This window comes from Caulobacter sp. UC70_42 (assembly GCF_044056025.1).
Taxonomy (GTDB): Bacteria; Pseudomonadota; Alphaproteobacteria; order Caulobacterales; family Caulobacteraceae; genus Caulobacter.
Window position 1 is genome coordinate 3771275 of the sequence record NZ_CP171994.1, and the last position, 25084, is coordinate 3796358.

Consider the following 25084-nt stretch of genomic DNA (forward strand, 5'->3'; position numbering starts at 1 on the left):
CCCCCAAGACGTGTTCACTCATTTGGAGACGTATCCTGCTGCGCCCAATGTGGCGAACGAAAGGCTGAACACGATCGTATGGTCAGGTTGCAGGCGAAGGCCGGTGGCCGTCGAGGCGTAGCGGTCCTGCTGCTGGTAGATGACGTCGATGCGGATGCAGTCGTCCTGGTAAGCGATGCCCAGGTCGCGGCGACGCCACACGTCGGCCACCATGTCACGCGCGCCGTAGGTGGTCAGCGACCAGTGCTTGGTCACCTTCAGTTCGCCGCGGGCTTCGAAGCTCTCCTGGCGGCTGCCGTTGGAATTGAGCTCGTCCTTCAGGTAGCGGACCGAGGCGTAGCCGCGGGTGGTGAAGGCGTCGACGCCCGTTTCCAGGCGCTTGATCTCCTGGGTGTCCGAGTCGAGGCGCGTGCGGGCGAAGGCCGTGATGCCGCGGACCGGCGTGACCGTCGCGGCCACCACCCAATCGGACGACTTTTCCTGCAGGCCGGTGCGGGCCGGCAGGAGGGGATCGAACTTCGACCGGAAGCTGCGGCCCACCAGAATGCTGCCGCTACGGCCGCCGGGCAGGGTGTAGGTGGCGCGGCCGCCGACGTTCAGGCGCTGGCCGCCCTCATAGAGGTCGAAGCCCGGCGACTTGTTGGCCGAGAAAAGGTTGGTTTCGTCGAACTCCAGCGTCGCGCTGTCCTCGTTGTAGAGGTAGGTCGTGGTCCCGTTGCGGGCCACGATGGTGGGCACGCGCGAACTGTCCGAACCCACGGCCACCTGGGCCAGGGGCTCCAGCACGACGTTGCCGCCGTTTTTCAGCGGCTTGTAGAATGGCAGGCTCAGGTCCACGCCGCCCACGCCCAGGGCGCGGGTGTAGGTGTCGTTGTCGCTGTCGCCCAGGGCCGCCGCGGCCGGCGTGATGTACGACTTGATCGAATAGGCGTCGCCGCGGGCCTGGGCGAAGGGCGAGACCTTTAGGCCGTTGCCGACGATGGTGCTGGTGCGCCAGTCGGCCTTGAAGCTGGCGCGGCTGGAATCGACGCCGTTCTGGCCCTTGTAGTCAGGCAGGTAGTAGGGCGGTTCGCCGTATTGCGACTCCGAGCGGTTGAGCATGACGCCCGAGCCTTGCAGGCGCAGACGACCGCCCAGGACCGGCGTGTCGGGTTCCCAGCGGGCTTCGACCAGTGGGCCGATCAACGGGAAGGCGCCGCTGTTCTCGAAGGCGTTCGCCGAGTTGGTCGTCGGATTGATGCCCACGACGCGCAGGCCCTGGATCGAGACGGCCGTCACCGAGAACCACGACCGGGCGTCCTGGCGGGTGGCGTAGATCTGCGAGGTCAGACGGTGGTCGTCGCTCGTGAACAGGCCGCGCTGCACATAGACGTCGTTGATCTTGTACTTGTCGAACAGCAGGGCGTCGGAGACGCGCTCGGCCGTGAAACCCCACTTCCACTTCTCGTTGATGTCGAACTTGCCGTTGGCCAGGATGTAGCTGCGGGCGGTCGACTGACCGAAGCGGTCGCCGTGGATGTCGAAATCCTTGTCGTAGGTGAAGCCGCCGCGCGCCTCGATCGACCCCGAGTAGAAGCGCTTGCGGTAGTTCACGTTCAGGAACGGATTGACGCCCGTGCTGATCTGCGGCGCGATGATCACGTCCGACGACGGCGAGATCACGTAGTAGTAGGGCTGGTTGTACGAGGTGCCCCGGCCCTTGGAGAAGTCGATCTTCGGCGCCAGGAAGCCCGAGCTGCGCTTGGCCTGCGGATCCGGGTGCCAGAACAGCGGCATGTACAGGATCGGCGCGCCCCACAGACGGATGGTGGCGTTCTTGTAGTAGATCAGCTGCTTCTGCTTATCCTGGACGATCTTGTCGGCCGAGACCGACCAGGTCGGGGTCGGCTTTTCGGCGCAGACCTCGCACGGGGTGTAGATCGCCCGGTTCAGTTCCTGGATGTTGGCGTTGCGCCGCACGGCCGTGACCGACGCGATCTTCATGTTCTGGTCGAGACGGGCAGCGAAGTTCTGGGCGAAGCCCGCCTTCATGTCCTTGTCGACTTCCATGTGATCGGCGAACTCGGCGGTGCCGTCCGGATTGATCAGCTGGACGTGGCCGTTGGCCGTGATCTCGCCGGTCTTGGCGTTGTAGATCACCTCGTCGGCGCGCAGCGTGCGGCCCTGATAGCGGCTCTGCACCTTGCCGCGCGCCGTCATGATCTGGTTGACGTCGTCCCGGATCAGCAGGTCGGATTCCAGGTAATAGCCCTCGTCGGCCAGGCCGTCGGACGGCGGGGCGGGGACCACCGGCGTCGGCGGGATCGTGGCCAGGCTTTGCTGGGCGTGGGCCGCGCCCGCGCAGGCGAACGCCAGCCAGGCCGCGCCGCTGAGCAACAGCGCGCGGCAGGCGGACGGGACGCTGGGACGCGTTTCAGTCATGAATGACCCTGGCAGCAATGACTCACCCATCTTCCGTATAGCAAAGCAAAGTGAAGCCCGCCAAAAGCGCGACGGTCGGCGGTGTCCATGCGGCGATGAACGGGGCCAGAACATCGGCCTTGCCCAAGGTGCTGCATAGCTCGTTGAAGAAAAAAGAACCCAAAGCCCAGAGCGACGCCGGAGCCCGCCAGGGCGGCCAGGCCGCCCAGCCGCATCAGGCGCAGCGAAAAGGCCGCGGCCAGCACCGACATGGCGGCGAACAGGATCGGCGTGGCCAGGTCCTGCTGCAGGCGCAGCTTGAACGGCGCGGCCGAGAAGCCGGCGTCCTCGGTCCGCTGGATCGTCGCCGGCAGCCGCCAGAGGGCCACGGCCTGGGGCGTGTTGAAGCGCTCCGAGGCGGTGCGGTCGTCGAGGTTGGAGGGGATCGACAGGCTGTCGGAGCGGATGGCTCCGGCGCCGGGCGTGGCCTCGCGCACGCCGGTCAGGCGCCAGAAGCCAGGCTCGAGCCGCGCCTCGTTGGCCTCGATGCGGCGGGTGAAGTCCATCACGCCCTTGTTGTTCAGGGTGTAGACGAACAGCGACACGCCCCGCAGGCGCACCGAGCCGTCGATCAGGTCGCGGCCACGGGCGCGGATGACGATCTGGGTCTTGTCGTCGCCCTGACGCAGCCAGGTGCCCTTGGGGGCCTCCTTGAGGTAGCCGTTCATGATCCGGTCGCGCTCGGTCTCGAACTTGGCGGTCATGGCCGTGGTCAGTGGGTTGAGCAGGGTGATGCTCAGAAGGCCGATGAAGAACGACGCCATCGCGGCGGGCATGATGAACCGCCACGCCGAGACCCCGGCGGCGCGCATGGCGATCAGCTCGCTGCGCCGGTTCAGCTCGACGAACGCCCACATGGTGCCGAACAGAAAGACGAACGGCGCCAGCACCAGAATGGTGGCGGGAGCCTGCAGAAGGGTCAGGTACAGAAGCTGGAAGAAGCTGGCGTCGGCCCGCGTGCCGACGTTGCGGGCGATGTCGACGAAGGCGATCAGCATCACCATCGCGCCCAGCACGGCCAGGGCCGCGACCAGTGCGCTCATGGTGCGCTTGAGGACATAGCGCTCCAGCATGCCCATGGTCAGCATCACGCGGCTCCCGACAGGGCGGGGGCGGCCTTGGCCATCCGGCCGGCGCGGCGCGGCGAGACCTTCTGCCGGAAGATCTGCGACAGGCCCCACCACGTGGCGGCCAGCGGCGCCAGGTACTGCAGGATGTTCAGCCAGGCGTTGTCCTCGCACGCGGCCTGTATGCCGAAGCCGACGATGCGGACCACGGCCGCGGCGGCGCCGACGGCGGCCATCCGCTTGCCATAGCCCATGCGGCTGAACGAGCCGCCCAGCACGGCGGCCAGGGCCATGGTCATCAGGGCGATGTTGTAGAGCGGGCTGGCGAAGCGCGAATGGCCCTCGGCCAGCAGCTTGCCCTTGTTCCGCTGCTCCCAGTCCTGGGTCAGGTCGGGGAAGAACAGCTCGTGCGGATAGCGGTCGGCGATCTTGTAGTGCAGCAGCTCGTCGGTGTGCGACAGGCTGGACAGGTCGAAGGTGTACTCGTCGAACGAGGTGTATTGCAGCACGCCCTGGCGCGAGAACTGCTGGTTGGAGCCGTGGCGCATGATCAGCACCGGCTCGCCCGGCGGGTAGCGATCTCGGCTTCGCGCGACGAATAGGTCGAGGCGCCGCCGCTGGGCATTTCCTGGTGGATGAACAGGTTCTGGATCTTGTTGTCGCGGTCGATCGACTGGGCGTAGACCGTCAGGCCGGGGCCCGGCTCGGTGAACTGGCCCGGCTGGACCAGGGTTGAGGCGACGTCGGTCTTGATGTCGAAGGATGTCTCGCGGATCTGGCGGGCGCTCCACGGCTGCAGCCACAGGCCCGAAATCAGCGACACCAGAGCCGCGATCACCGCCAGGCGCATGGCCGGCGAGATGACGGCCCAGCGGCTCATGCCGCCAGCGAAGCAGACGACGATCTCCTGCTCGGTGTGCAGACGGTTCAAGGCCACCAGCGCGGCCACGAACAAGGCCAGCGGCATCATGATGCCGAGAAGCTGGGGCAGGGCCAGGAGGATGATCTTCAGGAACACCAGCGCGCTCTGGCGCTGTTCCACCAGCACGTCGAATTCCGACAGGCTGCGCGCCAGCAGCGCGAGCGCCACCAGGGCCGCCGTCGCCAGCAGCGTCGGGCCTAGCAACTGCCGAAAGAGATAGCGTTCTATGAGGCGCATCTAGTGGGGTTCGGGCGGATGGATTCGTGGGACGAACCCCGAAGATGGGTCGTTCTACACGGGGGCTTCGCGTCGACACAACGGGGGACCTGACTTAGCTGTGCCGAGTGGGGCCCAACGGAGCCTTTTCTATGGCGCGGCATTGGACTATGCCGCCTAGTTCAAGATTGAGTGGCGGCGCGTCGTGACGCGCCATCTAGAAGTCGCCCAGATGCAGGAGCGCGGCATGCGTATCGAGTTCGTCCCCGTCGACACCCAGGCCGGCGCCACGGCCGCCCTCGCGGTCCTGGCTCATGAGGGCGCGGCCCTGTCGCCGGAAGCCAAGGCCGCCAACGAGTCGACCGGCGGCGCCCTGGCGCGCGCCATCGCCGGCGGCCGCTTCACCGGCGCCAAGGGCCAGACGCTGGACGTCGTCGCGCCCCATGGCCTGGAAGCCGCTCGCCTGGTGCTGGTCGGCGTCGACGGCTCGGGCGCCGTTGAGCCGGAAGCGGTCGAGACCGCCGCCGCCTCGGCCTATCAGGCCATCAAGACCACGGGCGTCACCGAGCTGGTCCTGAAGCTGGGCGCCGACGCCGAGAGCGCCGCCCGCGCCGCCTTCGGCGCGCGTCTGGCCGCCTATCGCTTCGACAAGTACCGCACCACCGAGAAGGCCGAGAAGAAGCCCTCGGTCCAGGTCGTGAAGATCGCCGCCGCCGACCCGGTCAAGGCCCAGAAGGCCTACGCGCCGCTGGCCGCCCTGGCCGACGCCATCGTCTTCAGCCGCGATCTCGTCTCCGAGCCGGCCAACATCCTGCATCCGGAAGAGTTCGCCGCCCGCGCCAAGAGCCTGGAGAGCCTGGGCCTGGAGGTCGAGATCCTCGGCGAGGCCCAGATGGCCGAACTGGGCATGGGCAGCCTGCTGGGCGTGGGTCAGGGCAGCCGCCGCGAGAGCCAGCTGGTCATCATGAAGTGGACGGGCGCGGCCGACAAATCGGCCCAGCCCATCGCCTTCGTCGGCAAGGGCGTCACCTTCGACACCGGCGGCATCTCGATCAAGCCGGCCGACGGCATGGAAGACATGAAGTGGGACATGGGCGGCGCGGCCGCCGTGACCGGCGTCATGCACGCGCTGGCCGGTCGCAAGGCCAAGGTCAACGCCATCGGCGTCCTGGGCCTGGTCGAGAACATGCCCGACGGCAACGCCCAGCGCCCGGGCGACGTGGTCACCTCCATGTCGGGCCAGACGATCGAGGTCATCAACACCGACGCCGAAGGCCGGCTCGTGCTGGCCGACGCCCTCTGGTACTGCCAGGACCGCTTCAAGCCGCAGTTCATGATCGACCTGGCCACCCTGACCGGCGCGATCATCATCTCGCTGGGCCATGACTACGCCGGTTTGTTCAGCAATAACGACGGCTTGTCGGAAAAACTTCTCGCCGCCGGCAAGGCCGAGCGCGAGAGCCTGTGGCGCCTGCCGCTGCCCGCCGCCTACGAGAAGCAGATCGAAAGCCCGATCGCCGACATGAAGAACGTCGGCGGCCGTCCGGCCGGCTCGATCACGGCGGGCCTGTTCCTGCAGCGCTTCGTCAACAACACGCCCTGGGCTCACCTCGACATCGCCTCGGTGGCCTGGAAGAAGCCCTCGACGGATCCGACCGTGCCGGACGGCGCGGCCGGCTACGGCGTGCGTCTGCTCAACCGACTTGTCGCCGACGCCTACGAAGGCTGAGCATGACCACCGCGCCGTGCGAGGTCTGGTTCTATCACCTGGAGCGTTCGCCGCTCGAGGGCGGTGCTGCCCGAGCTTCTGGAAAAGACGCTGGGCAGGGGCTGGAAGGCGCTGGTGCGCGGCGGCGATCCGCGGCGGCTGGAGGCGCTGGACCAGCACCTCTGGACCTGGCGGGAGGACAGCTTCCTGCCGCACGGCCTGGCCAGCGAGCCGATGGCCGAGCGTCAGCCGGTGTTGCTGACGGCCGAGGATGGCAACCCGAACGCGGGTGACGCGCTGTTCCTGATCGACGGGGCCGAGCCGGGCGATCTGGCCGGGGTGTCACGCTGCATCCTGCTGTTCGACGGCCGGGACGATCAGGCGCTGGCGGTGGCGCGCGGACGCTGGTCCGTTTTCAAGAAGGCCGGGCATCCGGTGTCCTACTGGCGCCAGGGCGCCGAACGCGGTTGGGAGAAGCAGGCATGAAGCGCGTAATGTCGGCGGCGATCCTGGGTCTGATCCTGGCCGCGTGCTCCAGCGCGCCCGAGCCGGCCCCGCCGCCGCCGCCCAGCACGCCCACCGCGCCGCCGGCCATCGCTTTGCCGGCTAAACCTCCGGTCGCCGAGGCCGCCAAGGATCAATGCGGGCTGAAGGAGGCCCAGGCCTTCGTCGGCAAGCCGCGCACCAGCCTGCCGGCCCCGGTCGATCCATCCCGCTGGCGCGTGGCCTGCACGACCTGCCCGGTGACGATGGACTACCGCGCCGACCGCCTGAACATCCTGTTCAACGCCGACACCGGCGTCGTCCAAGAGGTCAAATGCGGCTAGAAACCATGGTATCCCAAGCTTTTCTGGCGTTTTGGCGGATCGGATGAAATAAAAGAATCAGCCGGAGATTCCTGACCGGCCGGTTCAGAGCATGGTCTATCAGCCAACGATCGAGCCCGAAGACTCGCGATGACTTAGCGGCCACGCTTCTGGCCGCGTTGGGCGTCGCAATTGGCTTTGCCGGTCTGGCCTATCTCTGCGTCGAAATCCCCCGCGTCTATGGTCACGTCACGCCCATCTGGCTGTCGAACGGCTTCCTGGCCGCCTGTCTGCTGTCATCGCCCTCGCGGCGCTGGCCGGCGCTGGTGGTCGGCGGACTTGTGGGCGCCCTGGCGGCCGGCGCCCACGCGGGCGACAGCCCGACGATCAACGCCATACTGGTGACGCTGAATGTCTCCGAGGCGCTGCTGGCCGCAGTCGCCGTGCGCCGCGTGGCGGGCGAGGCGATCGACCTGGGGCGGCCACGCGACATGCTGGCCTTCGTGCTGCTGGGCGGATTCCTGGCGCCCCTGATCGCCGGCGGCGTCGCCTCGTCGATCCACACCTTTGTGCGTGGCGGCGACCTGCTGACCAATGTGACCGGCTGGGTGCTGAACGACATCCTGGGCATGCTGACCATCGGCCCGTGCCTGCTGGTTCTGTTCCGGGCCAAGCTCTATCTGCGCGAACAGCCGCTGACCCGCGACGGGATGCTGTCGATCCTGGCCTGCGGCGTGATGACCGCCGTGGTCTTCGGCCAGACCAAATATCCGCTGCTGTTCCTGGTGCCGCCGGTCATCTTGCTGGCGGCATGGCGCCAGGAGGTGTTGGGCGCGGTCCTGGGCGGGGTCCTGGTCGCGGCGATCGCGCTCGTCTTGACCATCGCGGGACGCGGACCCATCCACCTGATCCTGTCGGGCTCGGCCACGCAGTCGACGGTGCTGCAGCTGTTCCTGGCCGTCTCGATCTTCGTCGCCCTGCCGGTCGCCGCCTTCCAGCGCCAGCGCCGCGCGATCATGGCCGAGCTGGTCGAGACCAGCGCCGCGGCCGAACGCAGCGAGGCCAAGTTCCGCCTGCTGGCCGAGAGCGCCCTGGACATCATCGCCCACAGCGACCTGCACGGGCAGATCGACCTACATCTCGCCCGCGGCCCGTTCGATCATGGGCTATCCGCCCGAGGAACTGCTGGGCGTGGGCTATCTGAAGACCCTGCATCCCGACGATCTGGCCAAGATCGGCGAGGTGGTCCGCGTCCAGCGCGAGTGCTCCGATCCCGCCTTGGCCCCTCCGGCCGCCACGGTCGAGTACCGCGCCTTCCGCAAGGACGGCGACATGATCTGGCTGGAGTTCGCGCCCGACCCTGGCCTTTGACCCGCTGACCGGCGTACCCAACGGCATCACCGACATCATCCGCGACGTCACCGCCCGCAAGACGCTGGAGATGGATCTGCGCGCCGCCCGCGCGGAGGCCGAAGCGGCCGCCGCGGTGAAAGGCGAGTTCCTGGCCAATATGAGCCACGAGCTGCGCACGCCGCTGACCGCCGTGATCGGCTTCGCCAACCTGGCGGCCGAGGAAGCCGACCTGTCGCCGCGCGCCCGGCGCTATCTCGACCGCATCGCCGCCGGCGGCCAGACCCTGCTGACGACGATCAACGACATCCTCGACTTCTCGCGGCTGGAGGCCGGGCGCATCGCGTTGAATGTCCGGCCCACCAACGTCGCCGACCTCGTCGCCGAGGTGCTCGAGCTGACGAGCGCCGGGGCGATGGCCAAGGGCCTGACCCTGGGCGCGGACGGCCTGGCGGCGCTGCCGGCCCAGGTGATGATCGATCCCGAGCGGGTGCGACAGGTGTTGGTCAATCTGGTCGGCAATGCGGTGAAGTTCACCGACGCCGGCAAGGTCAGCCTGGCCGTCGTTCACCAGGAGAACCGGCTGCGCATCGCCGTGGTCGACACCGGCCGCGGCGTGGCGGCCGAGGATCAGGCGCTGCTGTTCGCCCGTTTCTCGCAGATCGACGCGGCCCTCAATCGCCAGCACGGCGGCACGGGGCTGGGGCTGGCCATTTCGCGCGGGCTGGTCGAGCTGATGGGCGGCGAGATCGGGGTCGAGAGCGAGGAGGGTAAGGGCGCGCGCTTCTGGTTCGAGATCCCGGCCGATGTCGCCCAGACCGACGACGAGGCCTCCGACGAGGACGACCTTCCCCTGCCGCCGCCCGGCAGCCGCGTGCTAGTCGTCGACGACAACGCCGGCAACCGCGAACTGGTCCGCTCGGTGCTGGAGGCCGTCGGGGTCGAGGTCGCCGAGGCCCGGGACGGCGAGGAGGGGGTCGCCGCCGCGGCCGCCGAGACCTATGACGCCATTCTGATGGATCTGCGCATGCCGCGTCTGGACGGCGTCTCGGCCGCTCAGCGGATCCGGGCCGAGCAGGGGCCCAGCTCCGGCGCGCCGATCATCGCCTTCTCGGCCGATGTGCGGTTGGGGCCGCTCGACCCCGTGTTCGACGGCGCCACGCCCAAGCCGCTGACGGTGATGTCCCTGCTGTCCACCCTGGCTCAGGCCATGAGCGGACCGCCCCCGTGACCGCCTAGACCTGGTCGTCGTGGACGTTGAAGGGAACGCCGCCTTGGGATCGGTAGGCGGCTAGCGCTTGCCGACGCCCGGGAACATCGCCACGCCGTCCTCGAAGACGCCCAGATAGCCCAGCTCGCCCAGCAGCGGCGTCAGATCCTCGACCAGGTCGCCGGAGTGGGGCAGGTGGGCCGGGCGGCCGTTCTGGTCGTGCAGGCGGTAGACCGTCCACATCTTGCCCTTCGGCGCGGCCGCGCCGGGCTGGATGAACTTGTGTTCCCAGCCGACCAGGGCCGGCTCGCGACCGACCTCGATGTCGAACGGACGGTCGCGGAAGGCCAGGTCCATCTCGATCCGCATGGCCTCGCCGATCCGGGCGTTCACCCAGTCGGCGAACGCCTCCAGGACGACGGACGCGGACAAGCCTTCCGGATTGGCCACGACATGGTTGCGAGGATGGGCGGTGCTCATGGCGCGCACCCTGCGCCCCGAGATATCGCGGAAGCGCTAAACTTCTTGGTTCACGCGAGTTTACCTTAAACTTTGGATAGCCGCGGCCAAGCTTAGCCCTCCGCCGCCGCCAGTTCCTCGGCCAGCTCCATCCACGTCGCCTCGGCCTCGTCCAGCTTGGCCTTGGCGTTGTCGCGACGCTTGGTCAGCTCGGCCACCTTGGTGGGATTCTTGTAGAGCTCCGGGTCGGCCAGTTGGGCTTCCAGTTCGTTCACCTGGCGGGTGGTGCGCATGACGACCTGCTCGGCGGCCTCGATCTTGCGCTTCAGGGGCTCGATGGCGACGGTCTTCTTCGGCGCGGCGGCGGAAGCGGCGGCGACCGGCTCGCGGGCCACCTGGGTTGGCTTCACCGCCTGCTTGGCGCGCTCCAGCACGAACTTGGCGTAGTCGTCCATGTCGCCGTCGAACGGCTTCACCGTGCCGTCGGCGGCCAGCCACAGGCGGTCGGCGACCAGCTCCATCAGCGAGCGGTCGTGGGTGATCAGGATCACCGCGCCGCTGTAGTCGTTCAGCGCGTCCAGCAGGGCGCGGCGGCTGTCGATGTCCAGGTGGTTGGTCGGTTCGTCGAGGATCAGCATGTGCGGCGCGTCCATCGCCACCATGTTGAGCAGCAGACGGGCCCGCTCGCCGCCCGAGAGGTTGGCGACCGTGGTCTCCTGCTTCTCGAAGCCGAGGCCGAACTGCGCCAGTTTCGAGCGGCGCGAGCTTTCCGAGGCGTCCGGCATGGCCCGGCGGATGATCTCCAGCGGGGTGTCCGCCGGATCCATCGCCTCGATCTGGTGCTGGTGGAACCACCCGACCTTCATCTTCTTGTCGCGGTGCAACTCGCCCTTCTGAACGGTCAGGGCGCCGGCGATCATCTTGGCGAAGGTCGACTTGCCCGCGCCGTTGACGCCCAAGAGGCCGATGCGGTCGTCCAGGTCCATGCGCAGGTTGAGGTTCTTGAGGATCGGGCGATCGGCCTCATAGCCCACGTTCGCCTTTTCCAGGCGGATCAGCGGCGGCGCCAGCGGGCGCGGCGGCGAGGGCAGGGTGAACGGCGCGACCCGTTCCTCGATCGTGGTGGCCACCGGCTCCATCTTGGCCAGGCGCTTCATCCGCGACTGCGCTTGCGCCGCCTTGGAGGCCTTGGCCTTGAAGCGGTCGACGAAGGCCTGCAGGTGGGCGCGCTCGGCGTCCTGCTTGGCCTTGGCCGACAGCTGCAGGCGGGCCTTCTCGGCGCGGCGCTTCTCGAAGTCGTCGTAGCCGCCGGTGTAGAGCTCCAGCTTGCCGCCGGCCAGGTGCAGCATGTGCGTGCAGCTGTTGTTGAGCAGTTCGCGGTCGTGGCTGACGATCAGGGCCGTGTGGGGGTACTTCTGGAGACGAGCCTCCAGCCACAGGGCGCCTTCCAGGTCGAGATAGTTGGTCGGTTCGTCCAGCAGCAGCATGTCCGGCTCGGCGAACAGCGCCGCGGCCAGGGCCACGCGCATCCGCCAGCCGCCCGAGAACTCGCTCATCGGACGCGCCAGGTCGTCCTGTGTGAAGCCAAGACCGACCAGGATTTCCGAGGCCTTGGCCGGGGCGGCGTCGGAATCGATCTCGATCAGCCGCGCCCAGATCTCGCCCATCGCCTCCGGATCGGCCGTCTCCAGCCGGGTCAGCAGGTCGTGACGCTCCTCGTCGGCCTCCAGCACCGTCTCCAGCAGCGTGACCGGCGTGGCCGGGTGCTCCTGGTCCACCGAACCGATCCGCGCGGCCTTGGGCAGGCTGATCTCGTCGTCGCCGGCGTGCAGCTGGCCCAGGATCAGCTTGAACAGGGTCGACTTGCCCACGCCGTTGCGCCCGATCAGGCCGACCTTGGCGCCTGGCGGCAGACTGACGCTGGCATGGTCGAAGAACTTCCGACCCCAGGCGTTGAAGGTCAGGTCACGGATCTGAAGCATTTTATGAAGGTTACGCGGCGGGGTTGGCGGGGAGGAGGCGCACGGCTATAAGCCCGCAACCTCCCAATCCACAACTTTTCTGTGAGATCACTCCGTGACCGAACGCACCTTCTCGATCATCAAGCCGGACGCCACCCGTCGTAACCTGACCGGCGCCGTCAACGCCGTGATCGAGGCCGCCGGCCTGCGCATCGTCGCTCAGCGTCGCGTGAAGCTGACCGAAGCCCAAGCCAAGAAGTTCTATGAAGTCCACGCCGAGCGTCCGTTCTACGGTGAACTCGTCGCCCAGATGACCGCCGAGCCGGTCGTCGTCCAAGTGCTGGAAGGCGACAACGCCGTGGCCAAGTACCGCGAAGTCATGGGCGCCACCAACCCGGCCAACGCCGACGAAGGCACCATCCGCAAGCAGTTCGCCCTGTCGATCGGCGAAAACTCGGTCCACGGTTCGGACAGCCTGGAGAACGCCGCGATCGAAATCGCCCAGTTCTTCACGGAAGACCAGATCGTCGGCTAAGGCTTTCCGCCTTACCAAAGCATTGAGGCCGGCGGGGCGACCCGCCGGCCTTTTTGTTTGGTGGGTGCCGACGGTTGTCTGATTAGCGAAGGTCGCTTTAAGGTGGATTGACGTGTTGCGGCGCTGAGCGTTCGGTGGGGCGAGAATGACGATTGGCCGAGGTCTCGCGGCTGGCCTGCTGGCCGCCGGCTTGCTAGTCAGCCCGGCCATGGCCGCCGCGCCCAAGCCCTGGGGCGACGTGCTCGTCAATCCGCAGGGCACGGGACGATGGCTGCGCGCCGAGAGCGATCACGTCATTGTCTATACGGATGAGGGCCCGGAGATCGCGCGCCGGACGGCGGAGGACGTTCGAGGCCCTGGATCGGGTCCTGCGGACGCTCTACGGCAAGCTGGACGCGCCGGCGCCGCGCAAGTTTCCGATCTATCTGGTGAAGGCGCCAAAGCGCAACGACATCATCAATCCGGACTATCGGCGCTTCATTCCCGACGCCATGATCACAGCGGTGTCGGTCGATGTCGCCGAGCCGGACGACATCTTCGCCGTCGTGGTCCGCGACAGTTTCCACTTTCACAGGGTGGTCGACCAGACGCTGGGAGATGACGGCGTGCTGGGCGCCTATGCGCTGCACTTCTTCAGCGAGAACTTCCCTTTCCCGCAGCCGCGCTGGCTGACCAAGGGGGCGGGTGTCTATTACAGCTCCATCGATATCCGGCCCGGCTACGTGACGATCGGCGACGTTCCGGCGCTGTTCGACAATGCGCTGGCGGCGAAGAATCTGGACGCCGTGCGCCGCCTGATCGCCGAGCGGGACATTATGGCCGACCCCTGGGCGTGGGGTTACGACGCCCAGGCGGCGCTCCTGGTCCGCTACCTATGGTCCGATCCGGACCGCAAGGCGCGGCTGGCGACCTATCTGGACAAGCTTGAGGCGGGAGCGACCGATCCGAAGGCCGCTTGGACCGAGGCGTTCGGCGAACCTCCGGAGGCGTTGGAGGCCGGGCTGCGCGCCTTCCTGGACGCGCCGGCGGTGCGAACGACGCTGCCGCGAACGGAGGACCGGCCGCCGACCATCCGGATCCGCAAGATGCCAAGGGGCGCGGATGACCTTATTCTGGAGATCCAGCGCCTGAAGGCCAGTCCGAGCGGCTATGTCGCGGGCCTGCTGGACTACGTCCGCAAGACGGCGGCGCGCCGACCGGGCGAACGCTATAGCCGTCAGGCCCAGGCCCGGGCCGAGATCGTGCTGGGCGATCGCGACAAGGGCGAACAACTGCTGACCAAGCTGCTGGATGAGGACGCCGGCAATCTGGAGGCCTTGCGGCTGATGGGGACCAGCAAGCTCTATCGCGCCGCCGCCGAGCCCGACCCCGAGCGCAAGACCGCGTTGATGGTCTCCGCCCGAAGCTATCTGCGGCGGGCCGACGCGGAAGAACCGAACGACTACCAGACCCTGTTCCTGCTGGCGCAGACCATGGTCAGCGGCGAGACGCCGTCGCCGGAGAGGCTGGCCCTGCTACGGCGGGCGGTCCGGCTGGCGCCGCAGGTGGCGAAGATCCGCCTCGTAGCCGCGGCCGCCTTCCTGCGAGCGAACGACGAGGGAACCGCCTTCCAGTTGCTCAAGCCGCTGTCCGCCGACCCCAATGGCGGCGTGGCGGCGCGGCAGGCCAAGGCGCTGCTGGACATGATGGCGAAGTCCGCGGAAAGGCCTTAGCGACCTATGGCGCGACGCGGTCGGATCGGTGACGATCCGACCGGTTCTTTGCGTCGGGAGTCGCCGTGAAACACTACGAACGGAATGAGGTGGCGCTGGCGGTGACGCTGTCGGGCGTGGCCGGCTATGTGGATGCGATCGGCTTTTTGAAGCTGGGCGGGTTCTTCGTCTCGTTCATGAGCGGCAACTCCACACGTCTGGGCGTGGGTCTGGCCACGGCCCACTGGCCGGCGGTGCTGACCGTGCTGACCCTGGTGGCCTCGTTCGTCGCGGGCGTCGTGCTCGGGGCTCTGACCGCTCGGGCGCTGGGCGAGACCCGCCGTTCGCCGGTCCTGATGCTGGAGGCCACGCTGCTGGCCCTGGGCGCGGGCTTGCTGACTTTGGGCCACGACACCGCCGGGGTCACCGCCGTGGCCATGGCCATGGGGGCCGAGAACGCCGTCTTCCAGAGGAACGGCGACGTCGCCGTCGGCCTCACCTACATGACCGGCGCCCTGGTCAAGGCCGGCCAGCGCATCGCCGGGGCCCTGGTCGGCGGCGAGCCCTCCGACTGGCTGCGCTATGTGCTGCTGTGGACGGGTCTGGCGGGCGGCGGGGCCCTGGGCGCGCTGACCTATCTGCATATTGGGGCGGCCGCCTTGTGGGGCGCCGTGGCGGTCGTGCTGGCCGGCGGCCTGTGGGCCGAGCGGCGCTGGCGGTCGGTCTAGAGCCTGTTCAGGTCTTGAGCGCGTTCCGGCCGGTTTGACCGCTCACACTTAAACCTGAAGCGCCGTAGGGGACGGCCGAAACCGTTGGCGTGCTCAGACGCTTTGTCTCTTGGCGAGCCCCGCCGGTTGGTCGAGAGAGAACCCGATGCCCCTGACGAGAAGCAAAGACATCCTGGGCCAGGACCTTCTGGGCGAGCACGGCGGCAAGCTTGGCGCCATCGCGGAGACGTTCGTCGACCTGGATACCGGGCGGATCGAGTTCCTCGTGGTGGAAGGCGCCGGACTGCTGGGCGGGTCGGGCAGGTATCACCCCGTTCCCTGGTCGATCGTCCGCTACGATCCGATGGCCAAGACGTATCAGGTCGATGTGTCCAAGGACCGGTTCAAGGCCTCGCCAAGCTACGATCGCGCACAGATCGCCAGCGCCGACTATGCCTGGGACGAGCAGTCGATCCGATACTACGACGCGCCCGCGGACATCGTCGCTACATCTTGAGGCGACAGGCGTGACGAGGCTATCGCCCCGGTGCGTCTGGTCTGCTTGAGCCACAGGGCGCCCGCGCCGATCAGCAGCAGGGCGCCCAGGGCGAGGCCGCTGGTCAGGGCGGGGTTGTTCCCGAACATCTGCAGGTTCCGCGCGGCCAGGTAGCTGGGCGCCAGCAGCGAGATCACCCAGATCGGAGCCGACAACACATTGGCGATCTGGAAACGCCAGCCGCGCGTGCGCGACATGCCGGCCAGGATCGGAATGAAAGGACGCGCGGGCCCCAGATAGCGGGCGGCGGCGATCGCCAGCACGCCGTGGCGGCGGGTCAGCAGCTTGGCGCGCGCCAGCAGGCGGCGCTTGCCCCCGAACAGCAGGCGGCTCGCCCGGCGACCGCCCAGGCCCCGGCCCATCAGATAGGAGAGGGCGTCGCCAACGGCCGCGCCGGCGCTGCACCACAGGATCGCTTCGACCGGATGCAGCGCGCCTTGGGCCACGAGGGCGCCTGCGGCCAGCATGACGCCGAGGATCGGAATCAGCAGGCCCACGAACACCAGGGCCTCCAGCAAGGTCATGGCGAACAGAACCGCGCCGACGAAACCGGCGTGGTCGGCGGCGACTTTGAAGAGATCGGTGATCCAGGCGTCCATGGCCGGCATGCTGACGCCATATGGTGACGAAGTTCTGACGCGACAGCCTTTACCGCCTGTGACACGCGGTCTCAGGGGGATCAGGCCTGGGCGAGACGCCCGGTGACGAAAGCGGCCAGGGTGTCGGCGTAGAGCCTGTGCTCCTGCTCCAGCACCCGGGCCGCCAGGCTGTGGTCGTCGTCGTCGGGCAGGATCGGCACGCGGGCCTGGCCCAGGATCGGGCCCTCGTCGACGCCGGCCGTGACCAGGTGGACGGTGCAGCCCGCCTCGACCTCGCCGGCCGCGATGGCGCGGGCGTGGGTGTCCAGGCCCGGATAGGCCGGCAGCAGGGACGGGTGGATGTTCAGCATCCGGCCTTCCCAGGCGTCGACCAGGAACGGGGTGAGGATCCGCATGTAGCCGGCGAGGGCGATGACCTCGATCCCGCGTTCGCGCAGGGCCGCGTCGATGGCGCGCTCGTGGGCCTCGCGGTCCTTGCCGAAGGGCTTGCTGTCGACGCACAGGGCCTCGACGCCCTCGGCCGCCGCCGTGGCCAGGCCGCCGGCGTCCGGCTTGTTGGCCAAGACGAGGGCGATCTCGAACGGGCAGGCCGGCGATTTCGCCGCGCGGACCAGGGTCTCCATGTTGGAGCCCCGGCCCGAGATCAGCACGGCGACCTTGGTCTTCTTCAGCATCAAGCCTTGACCAGCTGGCCGCAGATGAAGGCGTCCTCGCCGGCGTTCAGCAGGGCGGCCAGGACGGGCTCGGCGTCGGCTTGCGCCACGATGATGATGAAGCCGATCCCGCAGTTGAAGGTGCGGCGCATCTCGTGCTCGGAGACCCCGCCGACCTGGGCCATCCACTCGAACACCGGGGGCAGGGCCCAGGCGTTCCAGTCGAACTCGGCGGTCAGGCCCTCGGCGATGGCGCGCGGCGGATTCTCGATCAGTCCGCCGCCGGTGATGTGGGCGCCGCCCTTGACGCGACCCGACTGCAGCAGCGGCAGCAGCGATTTCACATAGATGCGGGTCGGGGCCATCAGGGCCTCGGCCAGGGTCTTGCCGTTCTCGAACGGACAGGGGGCGTCCCAGGCCAGGCCCGAGCGCTCGACCACGCGGCGGACCAGCGAATAGCCGTTGGAGTGCGGGCCCGAGGATCCCAGGCCGATGATGATGTCGCCGGCCCGCTGCTTGTCCAGCTTGGGCAAGACGCCGTCGCGTTCGACGGCTCCAACGGAGAAGCCCGCGAGATCATACTCTCCGTCGCTGTACATGCCCGGCATTTCGGCGGTCTCGCCGCCGACCAGGGCCGCGCCGGCCAGCTTGCAGCCCTCGGCGATGCCGGCGACGACGCTCTTGGCGACCTCGATGTCCAGCTTGCCGGTGGCGAAATAGTCCAGGAACATCAGCGGCTCGGCGCCTTGCGCCAGCAGGTCGTTGACGCACATGGCCACCAGATCGATGCCGACCGTGGCGTGCATGCCCGCGTCGATGGCGATGCGCAGCTTGGTGCCGACGCCGTCGGTGGTGGTGACCAGCAGGGCGTCCTCGTAGCCGGCCGCCTTGAGGTCGAACAGGGCTCCGAAGCCGCCCAGGCTGGCTTCCGCGCCGGGGCGACGGGTGGCCTTGGCCAGGGGCTTGATGGCGTCCACCAGGGCGTTGCCCGCGTCGATATCGACACCCGCCTGGGCGTAGGTAAGGCCGTTCGGCTGATCGCTCATGGTCGCTCTGGCGCTCGCTCTGGTCTATCGGAGGGCGGTAAACCCGTCCGAACACGCGGAAAATTTGCTTTCCCGAGACGCTGGGCGCGTCTTGACGCTTGCAGACTCGGGGGTGCGCGAGGCTATTAGCAGCCGATGAAGCCGATCACCACCACCGCCGCGCTGGCGGCGTTCTGTAATGCGCTCGCGGGCGAGCCTTTCGTCGCCGTCGACACAGAGTTCATGCGCGAGACGACCTACTGGCCCAAGTTGTGCCTGATCCAGGTCGCGTCTCCCACGCACGAAGCCGTCATCGATCCGCTGGCCGAGGGCATCGACCTCGAGCCGCTGCTGGCCGTCATGCGCGATACGAGCATCCTCAAGGTGTTCCACGCCGCCCGCCAGGACGTCGAGATCTTCAACAACCTGAAGGCCATGCCGAGGCCGTTGTTCGACACCCAGGTGGCGGGCATGGCGGCGGGCTTCGGCGAGCAGATCGCCTATGACGCCCTGGTCCGCCAGATGCTGCGGATCGAGCTCGATAAGTCCAGCCGGTTCACCGACTGGGCCCGCCGACCGCTGACCGACGCCCAGCTGACCTACGCCCTGGCCGACGTCACCCACCTGGCCGCCCTGTTCCCGACCCTGCGCGAGCGGCTCGAGACCTCGGGTCGCCTGGCCTGGGTCGAGGAGGAGATGACCGCCATCTCGGATCCGGCCGCCTACGATGTCGATCCGGAAAAGGCCTGGCGTCGCCTGCGCCCGCGCAAGACGGGGGCCAAGTATCTGGCCGTGTTCAAGGCCGTCGCGGCCTGGCGCGAGCGCACCGCCCAGAGCCGCGACCAGCCGCGCGGACGCATCCTCAAGGACGAGGCCATCGACGAGCTGGCCACCCAGACGCCGACGAGCCTGGAAGCCCTGAACAACCTGCGCGGCGTGCCCAAGGGCTTCGGCGGCAGCAAGTTCGGTCCCGACCTGCTGGCCGCGATCAAGGCCGCCCTGGCCGATCCGGAGGGCTACGCCCCGGTCGTCGACAAGCCCGGTCCGCCGCCGCCGCAGAACGCCGGCGCCGTGGTCGAGCTGCTCAAGGTGCTGCTGAAGGCGCGGGCGGAAGAGGCGGGCGTCGCCTCCAAGCTGATCGCCACGGTCTCGGACCTTGAGAAGATCGCCGCCGACGACAACGCCGCCACCCCGGCCCTGGTCGGCTGGCGCCGCGACGCCTTCGGGGCCGACGCCCTCAAGATCAAGCGCGGCGAACTGGCCCTGGTGCTGGACGGCGCCAAGGTCCGGGTCGTCGAGGTCCGTCGGGCTCCCAAGGCCGAGTAGTCCGCTCGACCTAGGCGAGCAAAGGGCGCGTCGACCGCTGAGGTTGTCGCGCCCTTTTGCTGTTCGGATCGAGCCATTTTCCCGTGCGTGCAAAGGATTGCTGGCGTACAACGCCGCGCCGCGTTGCTCCCTCGGGAGTAGAGCGCGCCGTGTACGGGGGTTGCGTTGAGTGCATTCTGGGACAACCTGGCGGACGCCTACCGCCCCGCCGCGGTGTCGCGGCGACGCCTGATCCCGCTTCGCCTCTTCGTCGTCCTGGTCCTCTGCGGGATGGCGCTGGTGTGGCCAAGCCTGCGTTTCCTGTTCGTGTGGTCGGGCGTTTTCGTCCTCATTCAGGGGGCGAAGTTTCTCGCTCTGAATCGTTTTCTCGACGCCCCGGTCCCCGGGCGGGCCGTGGCGCTGAACCTCTTCGGCGACTTCCTGATGGCGGCGACCTTCGGCTGGCTGGCCATCCCGCTGTGGGCCATGGACACGCGGATGGGCGCGGCCGGCGCCGTTCTGCTGCTGTCCGGATCGATCTTCACGGCGCTGATGGGCGCGGAGGGCTGCCTCGTCGCCTTTGTCGCGGCGGCGGCTCCGCATATCATCTACCTGTTCGTCACGCCGCTGGTCGCGGGCGACGCACATGATCCGGTCACGGTGTTTTTCCTGATCGGCTGCGGTCTCTTCTGCCTGACCCTGTCGATGGTCTTCCTGTGGTCGGAGCGGACCATGACCGCCGAGCGCGCCGCGCGCCGGGCGGCCGAGCGTCAGACCGCCGCCAAGTCGGCCTTCATCGCCATGGTCAGCCACGAACTGCGCACGCCGATCAACGCCATCCTCAATGGCGCGGCCGCCCTGGACCGCGACGGCGCGGCCGCCCTGGTCACCGACGCCGGGATGATGATGCGGACCCTGCTCAACGACCTGCTGGATCTCTCAAAGATCGAAGCCGGGCGGATGGGCGTCGAGGTGGTCGACTACGACCTGCCGGCCGTGGTCGGCGACGCGGTCGAGTTCTGGCGCTGCGCCGCCGGGGCCAAGGGCGTCATGCTGGTCCTGACCGGCGTCGAGACCCTGCCGCAGTGGGTGCGAGGCGATCCGATGCGCACGCGCCAGATCCTCAACAACCTGCTCAGCAACGCCATCAAGTTCACCCCTGAAGGCAAGGGGGATGGCCAGGGCCGGGTCAGCGTCGACGTCCGCGTCGAGCGCGAGCGGCCCCGCCAGGTGGCCATCGTCGTGCGCGACACCGGCCCAGGCCTGAAGGACGATCAGATCGAGCGCCTGTTCAGCCCCTACGAGCAGCTGAGCGCCGGGACCGCCCGCGCGTTCGGCGGCACGGGTCTTGGTCTGTCGATCAGCCGCGATCTCGCCCGTCTGATGGGCGGCGAGCTGACGGCGGCCAACGCTCCGGAAGGCGGCGCGCGCTTCACCCTGCGTCTGCCCGCGCCCGAGGGCGCCGCGCCGGTCGAACCGGCCGAGGACGAGGTCCAGGCCCTGGCCGTGCGCGACGAGGCGCCAGTGATCCTGGTGGTCGACGACCATGACATCAACCGCCGCGCCCTGCGCCAGATGCTGGAGGCGTTCGGCGCCCGGGTGGAGACCGCCGAGGACGCCCAGGCGGCGTTGCTGGCGGCCGAGCGTCAGATCTTCGACGCCATTCTGATGGACGTCCGCATGCCCGGCATGGACGGGCTGGAGGCCTCGCGTCGCCTGCGCGAGGACGGCGCCAACCGCCAGACGCCGATCATCGCCGTCACCGGCGGCGCCTCGCCCGAGGAGGTCGCCGCCTGCCGCGAGGCGGGCATGACGGGCTGGGTGGAAAAGCCGGTGAATCCGCGCGATCTCTACAAGGCCCTGTTCGGCTAGAACCCGTCGCGCGCCCCTTTTTCGGCGCATATCGCGGGCGTTGTCGTTAGAAGAAAGCCGGACGCAACGAGTCGCCCCGCGCGCCTCGCCATGATCGGTTTCCAATCCAGTTCAAGAGTTTACGCGGCGTGTCGAGGATCTGGCAGAGCGAGTGGGAAAAGCGACGGCGCCTGAGATGGATCGCCGCCGGCGCCGCGGGGCTCGTCCTGGTCGGCGGCCTGGCGGCCCTGCCGTTCCTCAAGAAAGCGCCCAAGGCGGTGTCCGAGGCGATCGAGCAGGCGGCCCTGAACACGCCCGAAAAGCCGTCCGCCTGGCATGGCGACATCGACTATGACGCCCTGAACGCCCGTATCAACGCCATGGCCGCCGACAAGACCATGGAGGGGCTGGCCGTGGCTGTCGTCGAGAAGGGGCGGTTGTCCTTCGTCCACGGCTATGGCCGCACGACCGAAGGCGGCGCGAAGGTCGACGCCCGCACCGTGTTCCGCTGGGCGTCGCTGTCCAAGACCGTGGCCTCGACCCTCAGCGCGCGAATGGCGGCCGACGGCGCCTTGTCGCTGACCGAGCCGCTGGTGGCCTTCAACACCAGCCTGCGCCTGCCGGGCGAGGCCCAGAACACCCTGACGGTCGAGGAGCTGCTCGCGCAGCGCACGGGCCTGGGCAAGAACGCCTACGACGGCCAGCTGGAGGACGGCGTCGATCCGGCCAAGATCCGCGGCTCCTATGGCGCGCTCAAGACGGTCTGCCCGCCCGGAACCTGCCACAGCTACCAGAACGTCGCCTATGACACGATCACCGAGGTCATCCAGGGTAAGACGGGTGAGCCCTATGCCGCCACGGTGCAGCGCAAGCTGTTCGGCCCGCTGGGCATGACCGGCGCCTCGGTCGGCATGGCCGGGCTGACCTCGGCCCCGCACTGGGCCCGGCCCCACGACCGCGCCCGCCGCGAGCTGAAGCTGTCCGACGCTTACTATCACGTGCCCGCCGCGGCCGGCGTCAACTCGACCATCGTCGACCTCGCCACCTGGATGCAGGCCCAGATGGGCCTCAAGCCCGACGTTCTGTCGTCGACGGTGCTGGACGAGGTGCAGCGTCCCCGCGTCGCCACCGGCCGGCCCTATGGCCGCCTCAACATCGCCCGCGAACTGAAGAACCCGGCCTATGGCCTGGGCATGCGCAGCTTCACCTACAAGGGCCACCGCCTCATCGGTCACAGCGGCGGGGTCTCGGGCTATCGCTCGACCATGATGTTCGACCCGGCGACGAAGACGGGCATCGTCATGCTGTGGAACAGCGACGCCAACCTGCCTTTCCGCTTCCAGGGCGAGTTCTTCGACCGCGTCTACCGGATCCCGTTCACCGACTATCTGGACCTGGACAGCGGCCAGCCGGGCGCGGAGGCTTCGCTGTCGGATTGAGTGCTCGACTCGACCTGAGGTCGTGTTACGGTCGTCGCAAGATGCCCCGCACCGTCATTTTCGTCGTGGTGCTGAGTCTGATGCCGCCTCTCGCGGGATGCGAGCGGCAGACCCAGGCTGAGCGGTTCGTCGTGGATCAAGCCCTGGACCTCGTGCAGCGCGAGGAGCGCAGCCGGCTTCCCACGAAGATCGAGGTCGCTTCGCTCAGCAAGGATAAGCAGTCCATCTGTGGCTACGCGACGATCGGCGATCGCAAGCACGTGCCTTACATCATCCGCTACTCGAAACCGTTACCCGAAGCCGGCCTCTTCGCTACGGTAAGCGTCGTCCTGACCGTACCGCCCTACAAGGGCGCGCCGTATGAGAGCCAGGCCGATCAAGCCGCGCGGATCCTGGCGGAGTGCGCAGAGCGCGGCCATCACCTTCCGCAGCCCAAATAGAAGCCCTCTCTCTTAGAGAGAGGGCAATGGTCTCCGGGCGAAACCCTAGCGCTGCGCGAACTGGCTGAGCGCCCCGCCGGCGGCCAGGCCCAGGGCGCAGAAGACGCCGAGGTGGAAGACCACGCCGATGGCGACGGTGCGGCGGACCGACCAGGTGTTTTCCTGGGCGAAGACGCGGCCGATTTCCGATTGCAGGGTGCGGGCGGCGCTGGCCACGGGCGCGTCGTGATCATTGGCGATGTGCAGCTGGGGACGCTCGCGGGCCTCGGAAGACGGAGCGATGGCATCCAGGTAGTCGACCTTACGCTTCAACATCACTGACCTCCGTTTATTTCGTTGAGGTCACGCTACGGAAGCATTGCTAACAAAATATGCAGTGTCGGTGTCGTCAGTCTGCGACAACTTGTCGATTTCCCCGTATCGGGGAAGTTCAGAGCCGGTTAAGTATGTTGTCTGGCGCGCCTATACCTGAATTTACGCCGTGATAATCTTTGACTTCAGGTTCAGGTGTTGCGCCGCGGTATTGGCGCGCTTGCTGGTCTGTTCGCCCAGAAGAAGATTGGCGTAGCCGGGCTCGGCCGCCAGGGTCAGGTGCGACTTGTCCAGCGTCAGGCGCGAACGAGCCAGCAGGCTGGGGCTGCGCCCCGACAGGTCGCAGGCCAGGCGGATCGTGGCCCCCAGGGCGCGGGCCCGCTTCATCTGGGCGGGGCTCAGCAGGCGCTCCAGGGTCGGCAGTTCCGGCGGGTGGAAGTTGGTGGCGTGACGCGCGTGCGAGGCGACCGCCACGAAGCAGCGCTCGGCGTGGTTCTGACCGGCGATCGGGGCGCGCAGCACCTGCTCGAACACCAGGTCGGCGCGATGATCGGGGTGCAGGCGCGCGCCGACGTCCGAAAGGCGGCAGGCGGCCGAAACCAGGATGCCGTCGCGTTCGCCGAACAGCGCGGGCAGGGTGCGGAAGGCGGGCGCGATCCAGGCGTCCAGGGCCGGGCCCAGGTCGTCGGCGACGCCCTGGCGGTGGCCCAGGGCGTAGCAGCCCTCGATCAGCGGGTCCAAGCCCCTTATGCGCGGCGGCATGGCCTCGAACAGCAGGCCCTCGCGCACGCCATAGGCCGAGATCTCGATGCGCTTGAGGTGCAGCTGCTCGATCAGGGTCTCCAGCACCACGGCGGCGTAGGGCAGGGTCTCCGAGCGCTTCTTGCTCATGCCCTCGATGCGCTCCAGCGAGCTCTTCGACTGGTGAGCGACCAGGCGGGCGGCGTCCAGGGCCTCGGCGGCGGTGATCTCGTACTGGTGGACGACGTGCAGCGGGTAGCCGGACAGCCGCATGTGCAGCAAGGCGAGATTACGCCAGGCGCCGCCCACGGCGTGGAAGGTGTCGCTGCGGAAATCGGCGGCCACGGGGGCCAGGCGCTCGCGGGCCAGCCGGCGGACGCGGTCGCCGTCGAAGCCGCCGTTCAAGGCGCCGCTGGGGCCGGCCAGGCTGAACGGGCCCAGCGGCAGGGTCACGCCCCGGCCCGCGCCGGTGGACGACAGGCGGACCAGCTCCAGACTGGCGCCGCCCAGGTCGCCGACCACGCCCTCGGCGTCGGGAGCGCCGGCCAGCACGCCGACGGCGGCGTAGTGGGCCTCTTCCTCGCCGGACAGCACGCGGACGACGAAGCCGGTCTCGTCGCGCACGCGGTCGATGAAGTCCTGGCCGTCCTTGGCCTCGCGAGCGGCGGCCGTGGCGACGACGAAGGTCTCGGCGGGATTGACCGCCTCCAGCACGGCGCGGAAGCGCTTCAGCGCCTGCAGGGTCTGGATGACGCCCTCGGGCGACAGGCGGCCGGTCTTGGCCAGGTCGCGGCCCAGGCCCGCCAGGACCTTTTCGTTGAAGACGGTCCAGATGGCGCGGCCTTCCAGCCGGTACACCACCAGGCGGACCGAGTTTGAACCGATATCGATCACGGCCGCGTCGCGCGGCGCCTGGAAGGGCATGGGGACGGTTTAGCGTATTCGCGGGTTGGGGGAAGCGGTCACGATCGTTTTCGATGGGGAAGAACGCGCGGAAAGGCCTGTCGGAAAACACCTTGATCGATTTCGATATTATTACCCGGATTATATTGACTCGGATTCTATCCGGGT

20 protein-coding genes and 4 pseudogenes are annotated in these 25084 nt (G+C 68.3%); 14 read left to right on the top strand and 10 right to left on the bottom strand.

Annotated elements, in window-relative coordinates; translation table 11 throughout:
* Nucleotides 1-18: 18 nt before the first annotated feature.
* The 3 genes and pseudogenes from ACHMW8_RS18745 to lptF form a co-directional block, all read right to left on the bottom strand.
* On the bottom strand, nucleotides 19-2451 hold the full coding sequence (locus tag ACHMW8_RS18745; protein WP_395443403.1) for an LPS-assembly protein LptD: 2433 nt from the start codon (nucleotides 2449-2451) through the stop codon (nucleotides 19-21).
* Nucleotides 2444-3551 (bottom strand): annotated as a pseudogene (lptG, locus tag ACHMW8_RS18750) (LPS export ABC transporter permease LptG). Before lptG ends, ACHMW8_RS18745 begins: the two are co-directional and overlap by 8 nt.
* A pseudogene (lptF, locus tag ACHMW8_RS18755) lies at nucleotides 3548-4686 on the bottom strand (LPS export ABC transporter permease LptF). Before lptF ends, lptG begins: the two co-directional pseudogenes overlap by 4 nt.
* 226 nt (nucleotides 4687-4912) lie before the next feature.
* On the opposite strand from lptF, the gene ACHMW8_RS18760 reads away from it, so the two are divergent.
* From ACHMW8_RS18760 to ACHMW8_RS18785, 6 genes and pseudogenes are all read left to right on the top strand, one after another.
* A complete protein-coding gene (locus ACHMW8_RS18760; protein ID WP_125157926.1) occupies nucleotides 4913-6394 on the top strand; it encodes a leucyl aminopeptidase in 1482 nt (493 codons plus the stop codon).
* A 2-nt stretch (nucleotides 6395-6396) separates the two neighbouring features.
* A pseudogene (locus ACHMW8_RS18765) lies at nucleotides 6397-6859 on the top strand (DNA polymerase III subunit chi).
* Nucleotides 6856-7200 carry a peptidase inhibitor I78 gene (locus tag ACHMW8_RS18770; protein ID WP_395443404.1) on the top strand — a complete coding sequence of 115 codons (345 nt, stop codon included), beginning with the start codon at nucleotides 6856-6858 and terminating at the stop codon, nucleotides 7198-7200. The pseudogene ACHMW8_RS18765 and the gene ACHMW8_RS18770 overlap by 4 nt, the downstream one beginning before the upstream one ends.
* A 158-nt stretch (nucleotides 7201-7358) precedes the next feature.
* Nucleotides 7359-8126 (top strand): annotated as a pseudogene (locus ACHMW8_RS18775) (MASE1 domain-containing protein); the annotation flags it as partial.
* A gap of 214 nt (nucleotides 8127-8340) precedes the next feature.
* Nucleotides 8341-8550, top strand: a complete 210-nt coding sequence (locus tag ACHMW8_RS18780) for a PAS domain-containing protein (RefSeq protein ID WP_395446011.1) — start codon at nucleotides 8341-8343, stop codon at nucleotides 8548-8550.
* A gap of 70 nt (nucleotides 8551-8620) precedes the next feature.
* On the top strand, nucleotides 8621-9760 hold the full coding sequence (locus tag ACHMW8_RS18785) for an ATP-binding protein (protein WP_395443405.1): 1140 nt from the start codon (nucleotides 8621-8623) through the stop codon (nucleotides 9758-9760).
* 60 nt (nucleotides 9761-9820) lie between these two features.
* On the opposite strand, the gene ACHMW8_RS18790 is transcribed toward ACHMW8_RS18785, so the two are convergent.
* Nucleotides 9821-10219, bottom strand: coding sequence for a hypothetical protein (locus ACHMW8_RS18790; RefSeq protein ID WP_125157872.1), 399 nt, complete (start codon nucleotides 10217-10219; stop codon nucleotides 9821-9823).
* 92 nt (nucleotides 10220-10311) lie between these two features.
* Nucleotides 10312-12180 carry an ABC-F family ATP-binding cassette domain-containing protein gene (locus tag ACHMW8_RS18795; protein WP_395443406.1) on the bottom strand — a complete coding sequence of 623 codons (1869 nt, stop codon included), beginning with the start codon at nucleotides 12178-12180 and terminating at the stop codon, nucleotides 10312-10314.
* A 94-nt stretch (nucleotides 12181-12274) separates the two neighbouring features.
* On the opposite strand from ACHMW8_RS18795, the gene ndk reads away from it, so the two are divergent.
* The 4 genes from ndk to ACHMW8_RS18815 all read left to right on the top strand — a co-directional run bounded on the left by ndk (nucleotide 12275) and on the right by ACHMW8_RS18815 (nucleotide 15609).
* The gene (ndk, locus tag ACHMW8_RS18800) at nucleotides 12275-12694 is read left to right on the top strand and encodes a nucleoside-diphosphate kinase (RefSeq protein ID WP_395443407.1); all 420 of its coding nucleotides are present in this window, start codon (nucleotides 12275-12277) and stop codon (nucleotides 12692-12694) included.
* A gap of 308 nt (nucleotides 12695-13002) precedes the next feature.
* Nucleotides 13003-14406: a tetratricopeptide repeat protein gene (locus tag ACHMW8_RS18805; RefSeq protein ID WP_395443408.1), complete on the top strand. Its 1404-nt coding sequence runs from the start codon at nucleotides 13003-13005 to the stop codon at nucleotides 14404-14406.
* Between the two features lie 65 nt (nucleotides 14407-14471).
* The gene (locus tag ACHMW8_RS18810; RefSeq protein WP_199743494.1) at nucleotides 14472-15113 is read left to right on the top strand and encodes a YoaK family protein; all 642 of its coding nucleotides are present in this window, start codon (nucleotides 14472-14474) and stop codon (nucleotides 15111-15113) included.
* A gap of 145 nt (nucleotides 15114-15258) precedes the next feature.
* Nucleotides 15259-15609 carry a PRC-barrel domain-containing protein gene (locus ACHMW8_RS18815; protein ID WP_395443409.1) on the top strand — a complete coding sequence of 117 codons (351 nt, stop codon included), beginning with the start codon at nucleotides 15259-15261 and terminating at the stop codon, nucleotides 15607-15609.
* Here ACHMW8_RS18815 and ACHMW8_RS18820 read toward each other — a convergent pair.
* The 3 genes from ACHMW8_RS18820 to purM all read right to left on the bottom strand — a co-directional run bounded on the left by ACHMW8_RS18820 (nucleotide 15573) and on the right by purM (nucleotide 17946).
* Complete coding sequence (locus ACHMW8_RS18820) at nucleotides 15573-16256, bottom strand: DedA family protein (RefSeq protein ID WP_395443410.1); 684 nt, start codon at nucleotides 16254-16256, stop codon at nucleotides 15573-15575. The two genes, ACHMW8_RS18815 and ACHMW8_RS18820, sit on opposite strands and share 37 nt — an antisense overlap.
* 71 nt (nucleotides 16257-16327) lie before the next feature.
* A complete protein-coding gene (gene purN, locus ACHMW8_RS18825; RefSeq protein WP_395443411.1) occupies nucleotides 16328-16921 on the bottom strand; it encodes a phosphoribosylglycinamide formyltransferase in 594 nt (197 codons plus the stop codon).
* Entirely contained in the window at nucleotides 16921-17946 is a 1026-nt protein-coding gene (gene purM, locus ACHMW8_RS18830; RefSeq protein ID WP_395443412.1) for a phosphoribosylformylglycinamidine cyclo-ligase, read from the bottom strand. The genes purN and purM overlap by 1 nt, the downstream gene beginning before the upstream one ends.
* A 135-nt stretch (nucleotides 17947-18081) precedes the next feature.
* Between purM and rnd the strand changes: the two genes are divergently transcribed.
* The 4 genes from rnd (at nucleotide 18082) to ACHMW8_RS18850 (ending at nucleotide 22960) form a co-directional block, all read left to right on the top strand.
* Nucleotides 18082-19251 (top strand): ribonuclease D, encoded by a 1170-nt coding sequence (rnd, locus tag ACHMW8_RS18835; protein ID WP_125157879.1) that lies wholly within the window; start codon nucleotides 18082-18084, stop codon nucleotides 19249-19251.
* Nucleotides 19252-19416: 165 nt separating this feature from the next.
* Nucleotides 19417-21102 carry a response regulator gene (locus tag ACHMW8_RS18840; RefSeq protein ID WP_125157880.1) on the top strand — a complete coding sequence of 562 codons (1686 nt, stop codon included), beginning with the start codon at nucleotides 19417-19419 and terminating at the stop codon, nucleotides 21100-21102.
* A gap of 128 nt (nucleotides 21103-21230) precedes the next feature.
* Nucleotides 21231-22520 carry a serine hydrolase domain-containing protein gene (locus tag ACHMW8_RS18845; protein WP_395443413.1) on the top strand — a complete coding sequence of 430 codons (1290 nt, stop codon included), beginning with the start codon at nucleotides 21231-21233 and terminating at the stop codon, nucleotides 22518-22520.
* A 41-nt stretch (nucleotides 22521-22561) separates the two neighbouring features.
* Nucleotides 22562-22960 (top strand): hypothetical protein, encoded by a 399-nt coding sequence (locus ACHMW8_RS18850; RefSeq protein WP_125157881.1) that lies wholly within the window; start codon nucleotides 22562-22564, stop codon nucleotides 22958-22960.
* A gap of 45 nt (nucleotides 22961-23005) precedes the next feature.
* On the opposite strand, the gene ACHMW8_RS18855 is transcribed toward ACHMW8_RS18850, so the two are convergent.
* Both ACHMW8_RS18855 and ACHMW8_RS18860 read right to left on the bottom strand, forming a co-directional pair.
* Nucleotides 23006-23278, bottom strand: a complete 273-nt coding sequence (locus ACHMW8_RS18855) for a hypothetical protein (protein ID WP_125157882.1) — start codon at nucleotides 23276-23278, stop codon at nucleotides 23006-23008.
* A 156-nt stretch (nucleotides 23279-23434) separates the two neighbouring features.
* Nucleotides 23435-24937 carry a Ppx/GppA family phosphatase gene (locus ACHMW8_RS18860; protein ID WP_395443414.1) on the bottom strand — a complete coding sequence of 501 codons (1503 nt, stop codon included), beginning with the start codon at nucleotides 24935-24937 and terminating at the stop codon, nucleotides 23435-23437.
* Between the last annotated feature and the right edge of the window lie 147 nt (nucleotides 24938-25084).

Bases quoted from the DNA above. Each gene is read 5' to 3' on its own strand.
- ACHMW8_RS18745 (WP_395443403.1), bottom strand. From the start codon at position 2,451: ATGGGTGAGTCATTGCTGCCAGGGTCATTCATGACTGAAACGCGTCCC.
- ACHMW8_RS18760 (WP_125157926.1), top strand. From the start codon at position 4,913: ATGCGTATCGAGTTCGTCCCCGTCGACACCCAGGCCGGCGCCACGGCC.
- ACHMW8_RS18770 (WP_395443404.1), top strand. From the start codon at position 6,856: ATGAAGCGCGTAATGTCGGCGGCGATCCTGGGTCTGATCCTGGCCGCG.
- ACHMW8_RS18780 (WP_395446011.1), top strand. From the start codon at position 8,341: ATGGGCTATCCGCCCGAGGAACTGCTGGGCGTGGGCTATCTGAAGACC.
- ACHMW8_RS18785 (WP_395443405.1), top strand. From the start codon at position 8,621: ATGGATCTGCGCGCCGCCCGCGCGGAGGCCGAAGCGGCCGCCGCGGTG.
- ACHMW8_RS18790 (WP_125157872.1), bottom strand. From the start codon at position 10,219: ATGAGCACCGCCCATCCTCGCAACCATGTCGTGGCCAATCCGGAAGGC.
- ACHMW8_RS18795 (WP_395443406.1), bottom strand. From the start codon at position 12,180: ATGCTTCAGATCCGTGACCTGACCTTCAACGCCTGGGGTCGGAAGTTC.
- ACHMW8_RS18805 (WP_395443408.1), top strand. From the start codon at position 13,003: ATGAGGGCCCGGAGATCGCGCGCCGGACGGCGGAGGACGTTCGAGGCC.
- ACHMW8_RS18815 (WP_395443409.1), top strand. From the start codon at position 15,259: ATGCCCCTGACGAGAAGCAAAGACATCCTGGGCCAGGACCTTCTGGGC.
- ACHMW8_RS18820 (WP_395443410.1), bottom strand. From the start codon at position 16,256: ATGCCGGCCATGGACGCCTGGATCACCGATCTCTTCAAAGTCGCCGCC.
- purN (WP_395443411.1), bottom strand. From the start codon at position 16,921: ATGCTGAAGAAGACCAAGGTCGCCGTGCTGATCTCGGGCCGGGGCTCC.
- purM (WP_395443412.1), bottom strand. From the start codon at position 17,946: ATGAGCGATCAGCCGAACGGCCTTACCTACGCCCAGGCGGGTGTCGAT.
- rnd (WP_125157879.1), top strand. From the start codon at position 18,082: ATGAAGCCGATCACCACCACCGCCGCGCTGGCGGCGTTCTGTAATGCG.
- ACHMW8_RS18850 (WP_125157881.1), top strand. From the start codon at position 22,562: ATGCCCCGCACCGTCATTTTCGTCGTGGTGCTGAGTCTGATGCCGCCT.
- ACHMW8_RS18860 (WP_395443414.1), bottom strand. From the start codon at position 24,937: ATGCCCTTCCAGGCGCCGCGCGACGCGGCCGTGATCGATATCGGTTCA.